Annotated in this window: 15 protein-coding genes; 9 read left to right on the top strand and 6 right to left on the bottom strand. The window is 32.8% G+C overall.

Annotated features, from left to right (window positions below; all coding sequences use genetic code 11):
- The first annotated feature begins 231 nt into the window (after nt 1-231).
- The 3 genes from C1A40_RS16325 to C1A40_RS16335 all read left to right on the top strand — a co-directional run bounded on the left by C1A40_RS16325 (nt 232) and on the right by C1A40_RS16335 (nt 3369).
- Nucleotides 232-684 (top strand): hypothetical protein, encoded by a 453-nt coding sequence (locus tag C1A40_RS16325; protein WP_102996822.1) that lies wholly within the window; start codon nt 232-234, stop codon nt 682-684.
- Between the two features lie 238 nt (nt 685-922).
- On the top strand, nt 923-2041 hold the full coding sequence (locus tag C1A40_RS16330; protein ID WP_102996823.1) for an ATP-binding protein: 1119 nt from the start codon (nt 923-925) through the stop codon (nt 2039-2041).
- A gap of 134 nt (nt 2042-2175) precedes the next feature.
- Entirely contained in the window at nt 2176-3369 is a 1194-nt protein-coding gene (locus C1A40_RS16335) for an IS256 family transposase (RefSeq protein WP_102994202.1), read from the top strand.
- 116 nt (nt 3370-3485) lie between these two features.
- On the opposite strand, the gene C1A40_RS16340 is transcribed toward C1A40_RS16335, so the two are convergent.
- Together C1A40_RS16340 and mnmC2 are read right to left on the bottom strand one after the other, a co-directional pair.
- On the bottom strand, nt 3486-4388 hold the full coding sequence (locus C1A40_RS16340; protein ID WP_102996824.1) for a TIGR01777 family oxidoreductase: 903 nt from the start codon (nt 4386-4388) through the stop codon (nt 3486-3488).
- A gap of 244 nt (nt 4389-4632) precedes the next feature.
- Entirely contained in the window at nt 4633-5337 is a 705-nt protein-coding gene (gene mnmC2, locus C1A40_RS16350) for a tRNA (5-methylaminomethyl-2-thiouridine)(34)-methyltransferase MnmC2 (protein WP_102996826.1), read from the bottom strand.
- 135 nt (nt 5338-5472) lie between these two features.
- Here mnmC2 and C1A40_RS16355 point away from each other — a divergent pair, with 135 nt between their 5' ends.
- Nucleotides 5473-6540 carry a branched-chain amino acid aminotransferase gene (locus C1A40_RS16355; protein ID WP_102996827.1) on the top strand — a complete coding sequence of 356 codons (1068 nt, stop codon included), beginning with the start codon at nt 5473-5475 and terminating at the stop codon, nt 6538-6540.
- A 57-nt stretch (nt 6541-6597) separates the two neighbouring features.
- Here the strand turns inward: C1A40_RS16355 and C1A40_RS16360 are convergent, their stop codons facing one another.
- Nucleotides 6598-6984, bottom strand: a complete 387-nt coding sequence (locus C1A40_RS16360) for a pyrophosphohydrolase domain-containing protein (RefSeq protein WP_102996828.1) — start codon at nt 6982-6984, stop codon at nt 6598-6600.
- 64 nt (nt 6985-7048) lie between these two features.
- Here C1A40_RS16360 and C1A40_RS16365 point away from each other — a divergent pair, with 64 nt between their 5' ends.
- On the top strand, nt 7049-7234 hold the full coding sequence (locus C1A40_RS16365) for a hypothetical protein (RefSeq protein ID WP_102996829.1): 186 nt from the start codon (nt 7049-7051) through the stop codon (nt 7232-7234).
- A gap of 252 nt (nt 7235-7486) precedes the next feature.
- Here the strand turns inward: C1A40_RS16365 and C1A40_RS16370 are convergent, their stop codons facing one another.
- Nucleotides 7487-9526: a dipeptidyl-peptidase 3 family protein gene (locus C1A40_RS16370; protein ID WP_102996830.1), complete on the bottom strand. Its 2040-nt coding sequence runs from the start codon at nt 9524-9526 to the stop codon at nt 7487-7489.
- 177 nt (nt 9527-9703) lie between these two features.
- Between C1A40_RS16370 and C1A40_RS16375 the strand changes: the two genes are divergently transcribed.
- Entirely contained in the window at nt 9704-10726 is a 1023-nt protein-coding gene (locus C1A40_RS16375; RefSeq protein WP_102996831.1) for an SRPBCC family protein, read from the top strand.
- A gap of 164 nt (nt 10727-10890) precedes the next feature.
- Here the strand turns inward: C1A40_RS16375 and C1A40_RS16380 are convergent, their stop codons facing one another.
- On the bottom strand, nt 10891-11499 hold the full coding sequence (locus tag C1A40_RS16380; protein WP_102996832.1) for a DUF1684 domain-containing protein: 609 nt from the start codon (nt 11497-11499) through the stop codon (nt 10891-10893).
- Nucleotides 11500-11599: 100 nt separating this feature from the next.
- On the opposite strand from C1A40_RS16380, the gene C1A40_RS16385 reads away from it, so the two are divergent.
- Both C1A40_RS16385 and C1A40_RS16390 read left to right on the top strand, forming a co-directional pair.
- Nucleotides 11600-12577: a YpdA family putative bacillithiol disulfide reductase gene (locus C1A40_RS16385; RefSeq protein WP_102996833.1), complete on the top strand. Its 978-nt coding sequence runs from the start codon at nt 11600-11602 to the stop codon at nt 12575-12577.
- Nucleotides 12578-12582: 5 nt separating this feature from the next.
- Nucleotides 12583-12960 carry a VOC family protein gene (locus tag C1A40_RS16390; protein ID WP_102996834.1) on the top strand — a complete coding sequence of 126 codons (378 nt, stop codon included), beginning with the start codon at nt 12583-12585 and terminating at the stop codon, nt 12958-12960.
- Between the two features lie 62 nt (nt 12961-13022).
- On the opposite strand, the gene C1A40_RS16395 is transcribed toward C1A40_RS16390, so the two are convergent.
- Nucleotides 13023-13466 (bottom strand): Lrp/AsnC family transcriptional regulator, encoded by a 444-nt coding sequence (locus C1A40_RS16395; protein ID WP_102996835.1) that lies wholly within the window; start codon nt 13464-13466, stop codon nt 13023-13025.
- Between the two features lie 123 nt (nt 13467-13589).
- On the opposite strand from C1A40_RS16395, the gene C1A40_RS16400 reads away from it, so the two are divergent.
- On the top strand, nt 13590-13985 hold the full coding sequence (locus C1A40_RS16400) for a hypothetical protein (protein WP_067145954.1): 396 nt from the start codon (nt 13590-13592) through the stop codon (nt 13983-13985).
- The last annotated feature ends 245 nt before the right edge of the window (nt 13986-14230 follow it).

Raw genomic sequence — 14230 nt, forward strand, 5'->3', positions numbered from 1 at the left:
TTTATCAACCATACTATACTTCTGTTGGTTATGACTTAATTGATAATTTCAATCAAAGAATCTATGGAAGTGGATATCCTCAAGATAGAGTGTCAGGCTATAATATAAAACAAATAGAAAATAGTTTAAGCAACACCAATAGTTGGAATGAATGGAAAGAACATATCAAACAACAAAATCCTTCTAATCCAACGAACAAATACATTGACGAACTTTTTAATAATTGGTAATATGAGAACATTTATTTATTTAGTTATTATTTTATTTTTTGCTTCCTGTACAGATTTAAGTGATGGTGAAACCTATACTTACACGGTCAAAAATAAAAGTGGAGTACCAGTAAAAATATATGCTTTTAATAGTAATAGTATGACTCCTGGAGAAGTAATTCATACTATAACACTTCAAAACAACGAGGAGTTGACAAAAAAATTTGAAGATGGATCACCTCCTAAAGGATATAATTTTAGTGATTTTTTTGGAAAACCAAGTGGTAGAAGTGTTACAGACTCTATTAGAGTAATTTATGATAATACTAAACACCAAAGTTTTAACTCTAAAAACTGTAATGGAGAAGATAGAAACCCCATTAATATTTGTGCTTATCAAGGCGTTGACGAATCATTTACTTTCACAGCAGAAGATTACAAAAACGCAGTAAATTGTAATAGTAATTGTGAGTAAACACTTTTGCTAACACGATATATAAAAAATAGCAGCTAAGTGCAATTTACAAAGTTTGTGCTTAGCTACTTTTTTTATTGAAAATATGAAAGTAAGAGTATCTTTATTCTGCTACTTTTCATATACAATCACATTGTAAACAAGCAAAAACTCTACTAAATACAATTTTAATTCACTAAAAAACATAACTATTAGTGAATATGTTTTATTATTCATATATTTGAACAAAGCTTAAGTTATGTATGAAAGAATATTATCAGATAAAATTGAGAAAAAAATAGGTAAAGGAAAAGCTATCATTTTAATTGGCCCTAGACAAGTAGGAAAGACAACTTTAATTAGAAAATTAATAAACGATAAAAAACACCTTTTCCTAGATGCTGATGACCCAACAGTTAGAAGCATCTTAAGTAATCCTAACACAGAACAGATTAAAAGCATCATAGGTTCTAATAAAATTATATTTATAGATGAAGCTCAGAGAATACCTGGAATTGGATTAACACTAAAAATAATAACAGATCAATTTAAAGATGTTCAACTATTGGTAAGCGGATCATCCTCTTTTGATTTATCTAGAGAACTTAATGAGCCACTTACGGGTCGAAAATGGGAATACGAATTATTTCCTATATGTTGGGAGGAACTTGAAAACAAACATGGATATCTTGTTTCTGAACAGCAAGTCGAGAACCGAATGTTATATGGCTTCTATCCTGATGTTTTAAATAATCCTGGCGAGGAACAAGAAATTCTAAAACAATTAGTAAACAGTTATTTATACAGAGATATACTAGCTTATTCTAATATTAGAAAACCTGAAGTTTTAGAAAGACTTGTTCAAGCTCTTGCTTTACAACTGGGAAGTGAAGTAAACTACAATGAACTCGCTCAAATTGTTGGTGTCGATAAAAATACTGTTTCAAATTATATTGACATACTGCAAAAAGGATACGTAGTATTTAAATTAGACAGTTTTAGTAGAAATTTAAGGAATGAAATTAAAAAAAATAAGAAAATTTATTTCTATGATAATGGAGTTAGAAATATGGTTTTAGGAAACTTCAATTCATTAAATCTTAGACAAGATACAGGCGCATTGTGGGAGAATTTTTTGATATCAGAAAGACATAAACAAAATACTTACAAAAACACCTATACCAAAATGTATTTTTGGAGAACAAAGCAGCAACAAGAAGTCGATTTAGTTGAAGAAAATAATGGAATTATTACCGGATTTGAATTTAAGTGGAATGCGAAGAAAAAAATAAGATTACCAAAAACGTTCGTAAGTGAATATAATGCAAATGAAGAAATAGTTGATAGAACTAACTTTAGAGAATTTATAACAATCTAAAATGCCGGTTTACAACACGGTGTATAATTAATGGCTAGTTGGGACTGTAAACTATTTTGTGTTTTTGCTGTTAGTTAGTTTAAAAATGATTTTGAAATTCATAGGCAAAAAATTTACTTTTAAATTTTTATTTTATGAACTCAGACTTAGAAAAACAATTAGACGCCTTGATCGGCAAAATCAGCAACAAGGAGGACTTTGACCAGGTCAAGGAACAGTTGCTTAAACGTGGTATTGAATCACTTTTAAAAGCAGAAATGACTGCCCACTTAGGGTTTCAAAAAGGAGGTTCTGTAATTGAGAACAACCAGCGCAATGGTTTCTCAGAGAAAACTATCAAGACTCATAACGGCGAACAACGCATCAAAATCCCCAGAGATCGTCAAGCGAGCTTTGAGCCTGTTATTGTCCCCAAACATCAATCGATTAGTCAAGAATTAGAAGATTGTATTCAACTGCTTTACGCCAAAGGTATGAGCAATAGCGATATTATTGATTTTATTGAAAGTACCTATGGAGTGCAGTATTCCACATCACAGGTATCCATTATCACCAATCAATTATTGGAAGACATCAAACAATGGCAGAATAGACCTTTAGAAGACGTATATCCCATTGTCTGGATAGATGCTATTCATTATAAAATACGTCAAGAAGGCAAGGTAATATCTAAAGCCTGTATGATAGTTTTAGGGGTGAATACCGAAGGGCAACAAGATATTTTGAGCATGAGTATTGTGGAGACAGAAAAGGCAGCTGCTTGGATGTCCATTTTAGACGATCTGCGCTCTAGAGGCGTAAAAGATATCTTCTTTCTGTGTTCGGATAACCTCTCTGGATTAGATAAAGCTGTAGAAGCTATTTTTCCAGGTAGTATACGTCAAATATGTATCGTACATCAAATTAGAAACTCTTTAAAATATGTGAGCTATAAGGACCGTAAATCAATAATGGTCGATATTAAAGCTATTTATCAAGCCGATAATGAGAAATTCGCTTTAGAGGCTTTCGAAGTCTTTAAACAAAATTGGGAAGATAAATACCTCTCTGCCGTACAGTCTTGGGAAAACAATTGGGATAATTTGACCGCGTTTTTAAACTACCCAAAAGAGATTAGAAAACTTATATATACTACCAATATCATTGAGAGTTTTAATGCCAGTTTAAGAAAATATACACGCAACAAAAAAGTCTTTCCTCATGATGATGCAGCACTGAAATCCATATATTTAGCAGCTCAAAGCATCAGCAAAAAATGGAAGAAAACACGATTTAAATGGGGCCAAATTTACAATCAATTGTATATTTGTTTTCCAAACAGGTTATAATCTATATTATTTTAACCTATGAATTTTGAAATTATTTTTCAAAAACACAAAATTTTGGATAAACTCCCCTATAAATCTAAAAAGCTACTCTTTTTTCAGGGAGTAGCTTTTTTATTTTATAACAAATCGGATAATGCTGGTTCTAAATGATGAAATTTAAAGTAAAAGCCTTTATCCTCAATCTTTTTAGAACTTACACGCTGACTCTCATACAAGATGGTGTGCATTTTCCCTAAAACTAATTTCATGACTGCTTTTGGGATATTAGGAAGAAATAATGGTTTTTCCTGAATGGATGCAATGGTCTTAACCAAGTCATTATTTGTGACAGGATTAGGCGAAACAGCATTATAAACACCTTCCAACCTATATTTTAAAACATATAAAAACAATTGAGCCAGATCGTGAACGTGAATCCACGACTGCCATTGTTTCCCAGTACCAAAAGCTGCTCCTAATCCGTAATTTACTGGTTTCACCAATTCTTGCAAAGCACCACCTTTATCAGAAAGTACCAAACCAATTCTTATTTTAGAAACCGTTATCCCTAAAGTTTTAAAAGCATCGACCTCATGCTCCCAAGCACAAACCACTTTACTTAAAAATGATGTTGGTTTTGTTTTATAATTTTCATCATAATAATTTGTAATGGAATCTGGGTAAACTCCTATGGCGCTAGCAGATATAACCTGTTTAATGTGATGTGATTCTCCTTTTAAATTATTAACTAATAATTTAGTGCTTTCGGTTCTACTTTTTAAGATTTCCCTTTTGTAACAAGGTGTCCAACGTTTTGAAATGGGAGCTGCCGCTAAATGAATGATCGTATCGACATCGGTAAAACAATTGGTATCTATATCCAAGGTTTTAGGGTTCCAATAAAAGCCTTTATAGTTTTCTTCTTTAGAAATTTGAGATTTACGCGTTGTAAGGTAACTTACTTTTATACCTTGTTGGTGACAAAGTTTTACTACTTCCTGACCAATTAAACCTGTAGCCCCTGTAATTAAAACGCGCATCTTCTATTTTTTTTACAAAATTACAAAATGGCCCTACCTAATGACCTGTATTTATATTAGGTTTAACAATATTGTTTAATAGTCAATAGTCAATAGTCAATAGTCAATAGTCAATTTAAAAATTCCATTTAACATTTTGGGTGTTATAAGGAGCTTCTTTTCACTTTTCACTTTTCACTTTTCACTTTTCACTTTTCACTTTTCACTTTTCACTTTTCACTTTTCACTTTTCACTTTTCACTTTTCACTTTTCACTTTTCACTTTCAACTTCTCCCCTCGAAGCATTTCTCGTTTTCCCGGAGGGCCAGGCAACTTTTCTACTAAAAACCCAACGGCTTGCATAGCACGACGCACACTACCTTTGGCTGCATAGGTAACTAAAATACCGCCCTCTTTTAAAGCATTAAACATGATTGAGAAAATGGCTTCCGTCCACAATTCAGGTTGAACACGCGCTCCGAACGCATCAAAATATATGAGGTCGTACAAGTTAGAATCTGTAATATCTTTAAAGAACTTTTTTTGTTTCGTTAATGAAAAACCCTCTTGAATCTTATGTTTTTCTTCCCAACTAGAGTTATGAATGGCTTCAAAAAGGTCTGATCTCTCTTCAATATGTAATTCAGAAACGTAATTGAGATGCTTAACTTCTTCATCTGAAATAGGATAAGCCTCTACACCACAATATTCAATTGGAACTTGTTTTTTTTCAGCCTCTACTAAGGTAATCAGTGTATTTAATCCCGTACCGAAGCCAATCTCTAAAATGGCAATATTTTTACCTTTTGTAGAAGTTAACGATTTGTCTAAAACATACTCAAGACCATGTTTTATAAATACATGATAAGCCTCCTGAATGGCACCATGTTTTGAATGATATTGCTCATTCCATTCTGGAATATGAATGGTTGAAGAACCATCGGAAGTAATTATAATTTCTCGTTTCAAATTAAGAATTTCTAGTAAAAAGTGGTTTTTTTATCAATTGGCCTCAAAAAAAATAATTGAATCCATGATTTGTTGTAAATATAGCATTTTTTAAAGACGAATTTGTTTAAATTTGTCTCATAAAAACACGAGACTATGAGTGCTATAATCAACGATATTGAGATTATAAAATCGGAAACTACAAAAATAAATGATGTAGATTTTAACAATTTAAAATTCGGACATGTTTTTTCTGATCACATGCTTGAATGTGACTATAAAGATGGAAAATGGCAAGCTCCTAAAGTAGTTCCTTATCAAGGTATTACTTTAGATCCTTCTGCTAAAATTTTCCATTACGGGCAATCAGTTTTTGAAGGTATGAAAGCCTACAAAGACGCTCATGAAAAAGTCTGGTTATTTAGACCTCTAGATAACTTTAAGCGTATCAATATCTCATCAAAACGTTTGGCGATTCCTGAGCTTCCTGAAAACTATTTTATGGATGGTTTAAAAGCCTTATTGGAAGTTGATAAAGATTGGATTCCTTCCAACGAAGGAAGTTCTTTGTATATAAGACCTTTTATTTTTGCTTCTGGTAATGGATTCCACGCTTCTCCTGCCGATGAATATAAATTTATTATTTGTACAGCACCTTCAGGATCTTATTTTTCTGGTGATGTTAAGGTTTTAATTGAAGAAAAGTATTCGCGTTCTGCTAATGGTGGTGTTGGTTTTGCAAAAGCTGGTGGTAATTATGCCGGACAGTTCTACCCTACGCAATTGGCTATAGAAAAAGGCTATCAACAAGTTATTTGGACAGACGATAATACACACGAATATATTGAAGAAGCAGGGGCTATGAACATTTTTGTTCGTATTAACGACACTTTAATTACTGGCCCTACTAGCGATAGAATTCTAGACGGTATTACCCGTAAAAGTATTATTGAGTTAGCAGAATCTGAAAACATTCCTGTGGAAGTTAGAAAACTTACCGTAGCTGAAGTGGTTGAAGCTGCCAAAAATGGTTCGCTTAAGGAAATGTTTGGAGCAGGAACCGCTGCTGTAATTTCTCCTATTTCTGGATTTGGTTATAAGGGTGAAGATTATGAGATAGAAAAGATTGACAATACCTACGCTAGCTTTTTGAAAAAGCGTATTACAGATATACAAACTAATAAAGCTGAAGACCCATTTGGATGGCGCTATGAGGTTAAGTAATAACACAAAAAAATGGTCTAGAAATAGACCTTTTTTTTTATTTAAAATTCCAATAAATTACTGTTCTAAAATAGATTTGATATTAGGTTTAAAATAATTAGGGCCTTTTAGAACTTTACCATCTTCTCGATAAATAGGCTCACCTCCTTCTCCTAATTTACTCATATTACTGCGCTGAATTTCATCAAAAACTTCTTCTATTTTATGCTGCATACCATGTTCAATAATGGTTCCGCATAAAATATAAAGCATATCACCTAGGGCATCGGCAACCTCAACAAGATCATTGTTTTGAGCGGCTTCTAAATACTCATCATTTTCCTCCTTCATTAGATTATATCTTAGCTTATTTTTAGCCTGACCTAAATCTGCTTTTGGCGATTCTAAATGCCCAATTTTAAAGGCCGTATGAAACGCCTTTACAGCTTCTATTTTATTTTTCATAATGTGATTTTATATTTGGGTAGTAAATGCATGTTAAATGCGTAAATTTGCATAAAAATATCATATGTTCAGTAAAGGTCAAATCATTTTCGGTGTTTTATTTTTTATCGTTTTTGCAATCATTATTGCATATACCTATAGAAAAGACTTAAAATTACACAAGCGATTTTACGCAGGAAGCTACTGGATGCTTATTGCTTTTATTGCCTTTATCGCTTTTATTTCGGCTATTAAATTCTTTTTTAAATAGCATACAATCCCTCAAAAAACAAGAGTATCGTTAAAAATTTAACTTATTTATAAAAAAAATAATATTTTAGACGCAACCTTTTTACTAATATACCATCTAATAGCAAACCACTAAAATCTAATCAAATATGACCATTATTTTAATTTTAAGTGCGCTTATTGTTGTTAATATCATTTTACTCATATTTAGTGTAAACAAAAAAACAGAACCTTGATTTAGATTCTGTTTTTTTGTTTACTTATGTATTAACTTCTAGTTTACTTCAGGAAGGAAACTGTAGTTTTTACTGTAGTTCAACATCTGACCATCAAAACTTTCTGGTTGAGTTACTTTTATTGCTATGATTTCGCCATTATTATCTGTTTCTGGTACTAAAACAGGATTTACAAAACCGCTATAAGGAGCCGATGTAAACTGTTTGTTACGCTCAAGAACTTCAGCATGAATCTCTTGATCTACTTTTACGCCATAACCTTCAACTAAAGCTTCACAAGCAGCATAATCTCCTTCAGATTTAATTCTTTGGGTTTCTCTTAATAATTGTCCGAATAATTCATGTAATTTCTCGTAATCATTAATATTGAAATAGGTTTTACCATCTCTTTTTATTTTTTCAATAACGTTATCAGCCTTACCTTTTTCAAAAACCCAAGCCGATACCCATTGTCTGTTTCTCATGTGCGCTTCTTCAACATCGTCACCTAAATTTAAACGAATAAGCTGCGTCATTAAACCATTTCTAATATAGCCATCGTAAGCTGCTTTTCCAACAGACTTCCAATCGTCAACCAAACCTAATTCTTGAAGTTTAGGGTTGTATAAATAATAAAGTCCTACTAAATCGGCACGCCCTTCTTCTAAAGTTGAGGCATAATTTTTTAAAGTTTCTTTAGTTTCTCCAACCCCAGGATTTAACTGTCCTGAAGCGTGTCCTATAACCTCGTGTAAAGCCGTATGTAATTTATCGGCTAATTGTCCGTATTTCTCTTCTAGTTCCAGTTCTTCTCGATCGTTTACAAACTCTTTTAAACGTTCTGAACCTCCAGCATTGTTATAAGCATTAATAATATTTCCTAGAGATACCGATTTACTACCTACAGCAGCACGAATCCAGTTTGCATTAGGTAAATTTACTCCAATAGGGGTACTAGGAGAAGCATCTCCTGCCTCGCCCGCAACGCTTACTACTTTATATGAAACACCAACAACATTTTTCTTTTTATGAGCATCCATTAGCGTTGAATGATCTTCAAACCATTGTGCGTTATCCGATAAGACTTTCATTTTTTGAGACATATCAAAATCTTTAATTTGAATGATACTCTCGTATGATCCTCTATATCCTAATGGGTCGTTATACACCTCAATAAAACTATTTATATAATCGATATTACCTTCGGTAGCACCTGTCCAAGCCACATTATAATCATCCCAAGTTTGTAAATCTCCTGTTTTGTAGTATTCAATTAACAGTCCAAGCGCATCCCCTTGAGCTTTATTTTCGGCTACACCTTGCGCCAATTCAAGCCATTTTATAATTTCATCGATAGCTTCACCATACAAACCACCTGATTTAAATACACGCTCTTTTAGCACACCGTTTTCTTTTACTAACTGAGAGTTTAAACCAAAAGACAAAGGTTTTTCAGGGTTTGGTGAGGTTTTTGTTTTATAAAAACTTTCAACATCTGTATTAGTTACATTAGGTCCGTAGAAGTTTACCGCAGAAAGCGCCACATTATCTACACCTTTCGCTTGGTTTACTTTCTTGACATCTTTATCATTAAACAAAACAGCAAAAGCTTCTCCTTCTAAAGATGTTTGTGTAGCCTCCAGTAAAGATTTTAAATATTCGGCAGAAAAACCTGGCTTCAACTTATCATTAGAATAATGGTGATGAATACCATTACTAAACCATACACGCTTTAAATAAGCCTCAAAAGCCTTCCAGTTATCAGTAGTTTTATCGCCTTCAAAAGTTGTATATATTTTCTCTAAGGCTTTTCTAATCGATAAATTATGGCGGTAGTTTTGGTCCCACATAATATCACGTCCCGATAAACCCGCTTGGGTTAGGTAATACACAAGCTTTTGCTCTTTTAGTGTTAAATTTTCCCAACCTGGAATTTGATAACGCAGAATTTTGATATCGGCAAATTGCTCTACATTATAATCAAATTTAACCTCCTTTTTTTCGGTTATTTCAGGAATACTGGTTTGGGACTTCTCATTGCCACAAGCCCATAAGAGCGTACTTATTAAGGCCAAGCTTAAAATTGTTTTTAGTTGCATTTTATTAAATATAGTTAGAAATTAAAATCATATTACCACAAACCATCGAATATTAAAATCTTTTTTAAGCTTTAACCTATAAAAGAATAATCAATTTGACGCAAAAATAAGAATTTATAAAGTAAAAAATTAAATTGAGTATCTTTGATTTAATTTTTTATTGAAAACCAACACCAAATGAAAGCACTTAAATACATTCTTTTACTTTTATTAATTATTTTTATTGGTACAGCTATGTATATTGCTGTGCAACCCAATGAATTTAGTTTTAGTAGAAGTAAAATTATTAAAGCTCCCGCTTCACTACTGTATAATAAAGTTAACGACTATAAAAATTGGCCAGACTTTTCGCCATGGATAGAAAAGGAACCTCACGCAACCCTCACTTACGAAGATAAAACTGCCGGCGTTGATGCTGGATATTCTTGGTCTGGTGAGATTTTAGGCGAAGGCAAAATGAAAACAATTTCGGTTGATAAAAATAAAGCCATTTCACAAAAAATAACTTTCGTTAAACCTTTTAAATCCCAATCTGATATTAATTGGTCTTTTGAAGACACAGATGAAGGCACCAAAGTAACTTGGGCTATGCAAGGGAAACAAGATTTTATGACAAAAATGCACACCACTTTTGCTGGTTCTATTGAAGAAAACACTTCTCCAGATTTTGAGCGAGGTCTTTTCAAACTGGATAGTATTGTTACAGCCGATATGCAAAAATACAGTGTAACGGTAAATGGCATTACAGAACATGGAGGAGGCTTTTACATTTACAATACAACTTCATGCAAAATCTCTGAAATATCAAATAAAATGCAAGACATGATGCCTAAAGTTAGTGCTTTTGCAAAGCAACACCACATCAAAATGGCTGGTGCGCCTTTTGTTCAATATCTTAAATGGGACGTTGCAAATAATGCCGCTATCTTTTCTTGTTGTATTCCTACTACAGAAAGAGTTATCACTACAGAAGATCATATTCTAACAGGCCATATGGAATCATTTAAAGCTGTTAAAACGACTTTAAAAGGCAGCTACGACAACTTAAAAGAAGCATGGGATACAGCCATGAAATACATTCCTGAAAATGGTTTCGAATTTACTGAAAATGGCCCTATGCTTGAAGCATACCTCACCGACCCAAGTAATACTGAAAACCCAGCCGAATGGATTACCGAAATCTACATAGCCGTGAAATAAATTAAAAAAAATCAGAAATTTAGAAACAAATATTCCATTTGATGCCATTAGAAGCTAATTTTATATGTAGCTTTTTAATCACCTTATTAACTTTAATTATATGTATTAAAAAACTCTATAGCAGGCATATTTGTCCTTTATCTTGTTTTTTTAATTAAAAATTTTTAATCCTTTTTAAAGGCTTTCACGCCAGCTTCAACTCTAGTTTTTAGATAATTTTCTCTTGGCACAATCGGACAAGAATAAGCCTCATTGTAAGCGCAATAGGGATTATAAGCTTTATTGAAATCAATTATTAGGGAATCTCCCGTTGGAATCCTGACATCAATATAACGGCCACCACCATAAGTTTCAACCCCATTAGTTTCATCTAAAAAAGGCAAAAACAAATAATCCTCAAATCCTTCTTGAGTCATGAGATCCTTCCCTTGGTATACGTTTAAGTTGAATGATTCCCCTTTTAATTCAAAAGATAAAACCCCATAAATACGCTCATCAGAAAGGCGATCTGTAGTCGTTTTCATTTTAAACCATTTCGTATCCGGAGTGCACTTTAAATAGGCATGAACCCTATAGGTCGAATCGTGCTTAAAAAAATCAAGGCCTTGAAAAACTTTAAGGTCACTAGGTTTTAAAGGTGATTTGGTTACATCCTTAAAATCGGCATTTTGCTGTCTTTGATAAGGCGTATCCCCTTTTATAGGTCGTATTTTCTGGTTGCAACTTGTCAAACAGACTAAAACCCCAAGGAAAACAAGTTTTAATTTCTTCATTAGACTTTACTATTTCTAAATTTTTTCCTTTCAAAAATACAATTTACAAATGTTTTAAATAGTTTTGATACATTAAAAGCATTTAAAAAACACGGATATTTTGAAAGTAAATCAATTTGATATTATTATCGTTGGTGGTGGCCCCATAGGCATCGCCTGTGCATTAGAATGTAAAAAAAGAGGTTGGAGCTATGTGGTTATTGAAAAGGGAGCCTTAACCAATTCGCTGTTTAATTACCCTAAAAACATGACGTTTTTTTCAACTTCAGAAAAACTTGAAATTGATGACATTCCGTTTATAAGTAATAATCCTAAACCTAATAGAGATGAAGCTTTAGAGTACTACAGGCGGGTAACCACTTCAAATCAATTAAACATGCATTTGTTTGAAACCGTACTTGCTATTGAAAAAACAAAACCTAATGAATTTAGTATAAAAACGGACAAATCCACATATTTTTCTAAATACACTATAGTCTGCACGGGGTTTTATGACATTCCTAAAATGCTTGATATTCCTGGTGAAAATCTTAAGAAAGTCACTCATTATTACAAAGAAGCACACCAATATGCACTGCAAGATGTTCTTGTTGTTGGGGCGAGCAATTCGGCTGTAGATGCTGCTTTAGAAATTTGGCGTAAAGGCGGACGTGTCACTATGGTTATTAGAGGAGAAAGCATTGGGGAACGTGTGAAATACTGGGTGCGTCCAGATATTATTAATAGAATTGAAGAAGGCAGTATTACGGCTTATTTTAACGCTTTTATTAAAGAAATAAAAGAGCAAGAGGTGGTTATCGACACCGTTAATGAGGAAATAATTATACCTAACGATTTTGTAATCGCATTAACAGGCTACCTGCCTAATTTTAAACTCTTAGAGAGCAGTGGTATAAAGCTTTCAAAAGATGGTAAAAACAGACCATATTACGATGCAGAAACGATGGTTTCGAACGTTGAAGGCCTCTATTTGGCTGGTGTGGTTTGTGGAGGAAACGAAACCCATAAATGGTTTATAGAAAACTCTCGAGTTCATGCCAGACGCATCGCAAAACATCTTGAAACACTATCCATATAAATCTTATGAATTTAAATCAAGTTACTGTCCCCTCATTGAATGTCGCAAAATCGGTAGCATTTTATAAAACGCTAGGCTTAAAGTTGATTGTTTTCACACATTCTAAATACACGAGGTTTGAATGTCCTGATGGTGATGCAACTTTCTCGATACACCAAGTTGAACGCCTTTCGGATAATTCTGGAATTATGGTTTATTTTGAAGAACAAAACTTGGATGAGACTGTAGAATATTTAATTAATAAAGGCATGGAGTTTAACCAACTGCCTACAGACAGGTCTTGGTTGTGGCGAGAAGCCCAACTTAACGATCCAGATGGCAACCGTATTATTTTGTACCATGCTGGTAAAAACAGAAAAAATCCACCAAGACGCCTTGCATAGGCATGATTTTTTATGTGAATATTTAAACAATATTCATATTTTATCTCCCTCTAACTTTAATTCTATTTAATAGGAGTTACTTCTTTTTGTTTTACCACGTTCGATAATACAATTTGAGTTTTAGATTCACCATAAGTAATCAACTGATCTATAAAAGTCTCTAGATGCTTTTGATTTTTCAAAACCACTTCCATCACTATATTTTCATCGCCTGTAATTCGGTAACAGTTTATCACCTCATCATAGGTTTTTACTTTATCTAAAAAGGGTCTTAATTTCCCCATAAATGCTCTTAAGGTGATAATCGCTTTAAGTTGGTAGCCGATCTCGAAAGGGGAAACTATGGTTTTGTAGCCTTCTATAATACCCAGGTCTTCCATCTTTTTGATGCGCTCTGAAACTGCGGGAGAACTTACACCTACCCGCCTTCCAATTTCGGCATTAGAAAGCCTTGCATTTTCCTGTAAACATTTTAAAATTTTTCGATTAAGACTATCAACTATCATTTAAAAGAAATTTAACACTAATTAATTAATAATTAAAGCAAATATACAATTTTACTTTAATGATTAAAGTTGATTCTCCTGAGTTGTGAGTAATTTTGAATAAATGCTAAGAAATAAATAATTATGTCGTCTAATACCCCACTAAATCTATCGGAATTACCGATTTACCAGAAAGCTTTGGAGATTTTCACCCTGTCTCAAAGCATTTCTTCTTACTTAAATAGCGACTTATCTTCTCTAAATCAAGATGGTAGTGAAAGTCATCATATTTATTTTTCAGGAGATATTATTCAACAATCTGTTTCATTAGCTCCAGAAATTCTAAACGCAGAATTACAAAGACATTCAGAACGCAGATATAAGCATATTGAATCTTTAAGGAAATTAACCAATAAGCTTTATAAAAATTCATATCGTTTAGAACGTTCTAACAGTAACGGAAAAGATTTTTTACCGATTTTAAGAAGTGAATTAAAAAAGTTTAAAAAACTACAAAGCACTTGGATGCTTACATTATAGAACTTAACCCCTCTAGGTTATATAAAAAACGCTCAAAAAATTTAAATTTATTGAGCGTTTTTTCATGTTCATCGTAATGCTATCACGCGATAAACTTTGTTTTCGAATTTAAGACATGGCCTTCAGTTAAGTGATATTTTTCTGATTTGACCGTATAAAATAACCAATCTAAATAGTTTTTTGAACGCCTTTTAAACTTGTATTTGAGGGTACATTCCATAATATAAAATTGTTTTTAGGGTTAA

The organism is Tamlana carrageenivorans (genome assembly GCF_002893765.1).
GTDB lineage: Bacteria > Bacteroidota > Bacteroidia > Flavobacteriales > Flavobacteriaceae > Pseudotamlana > Pseudotamlana carrageenivorans.

Excerpts from the sequence above, each read along its gene's own strand:
- C1A40_RS16370 (WP_102996830.1), bottom strand. The coding sequence starts at position 9,526 with ATGCAACTAAAAACAATTTTAAGCTTGGCCTTAATAAGTACGCTCTTA.
- C1A40_RS16360 (WP_102996828.1), bottom strand. The coding sequence starts at position 6,984 with ATGAAAAATAAAATAGAAGCTGTAAAGGCGTTTCATACGGCCTTTAAA.
- C1A40_RS16365 (WP_102996829.1), top strand. The coding sequence starts at position 7,049 with ATGTTCAGTAAAGGTCAAATCATTTTCGGTGTTTTATTTTTTATCGTT.
- C1A40_RS16330 (WP_102996823.1), top strand. The coding sequence starts at position 923 with ATGTATGAAAGAATATTATCAGATAAAATTGAGAAAAAAATAGGTAAA.
- C1A40_RS16325 (WP_102996822.1), top strand. The coding sequence starts at position 232 with ATGAGAACATTTATTTATTTAGTTATTATTTTATTTTTTGCTTCCTGT.
- C1A40_RS16375 (WP_102996831.1), top strand. The coding sequence starts at position 9,704 with ATGAAAGCACTTAAATACATTCTTTTACTTTTATTAATTATTTTTATT.
- C1A40_RS16340 (WP_102996824.1), bottom strand. The coding sequence starts at position 4,388 with ATGCGCGTTTTAATTACAGGGGCTACAGGTTTAATTGGTCAGGAAGTA.
- C1A40_RS16335 (WP_102994202.1), top strand. The coding sequence starts at position 2,176 with ATGAACTCAGACTTAGAAAAACAATTAGACGCCTTGATCGGCAAAATC.
- C1A40_RS16380 (WP_102996832.1), bottom strand. The coding sequence starts at position 11,499 with ATGAAGAAATTAAAACTTGTTTTCCTTGGGGTTTTAGTCTGTTTGACA.
- C1A40_RS16400 (WP_067145954.1), top strand. The coding sequence starts at position 13,590 with ATGTCGTCTAATACCCCACTAAATCTATCGGAATTACCGATTTACCAG.
- C1A40_RS16355 (WP_102996827.1), top strand. The coding sequence starts at position 5,473 with ATGAGTGCTATAATCAACGATATTGAGATTATAAAATCGGAAACTACA.
- C1A40_RS16395 (WP_102996835.1), bottom strand. The coding sequence starts at position 13,466 with ATGATAGTTGATAGTCTTAATCGAAAAATTTTAAAATGTTTACAGGAA.
- C1A40_RS16390 (WP_102996834.1), top strand. The coding sequence starts at position 12,583 with ATGAATTTAAATCAAGTTACTGTCCCCTCATTGAATGTCGCAAAATCG.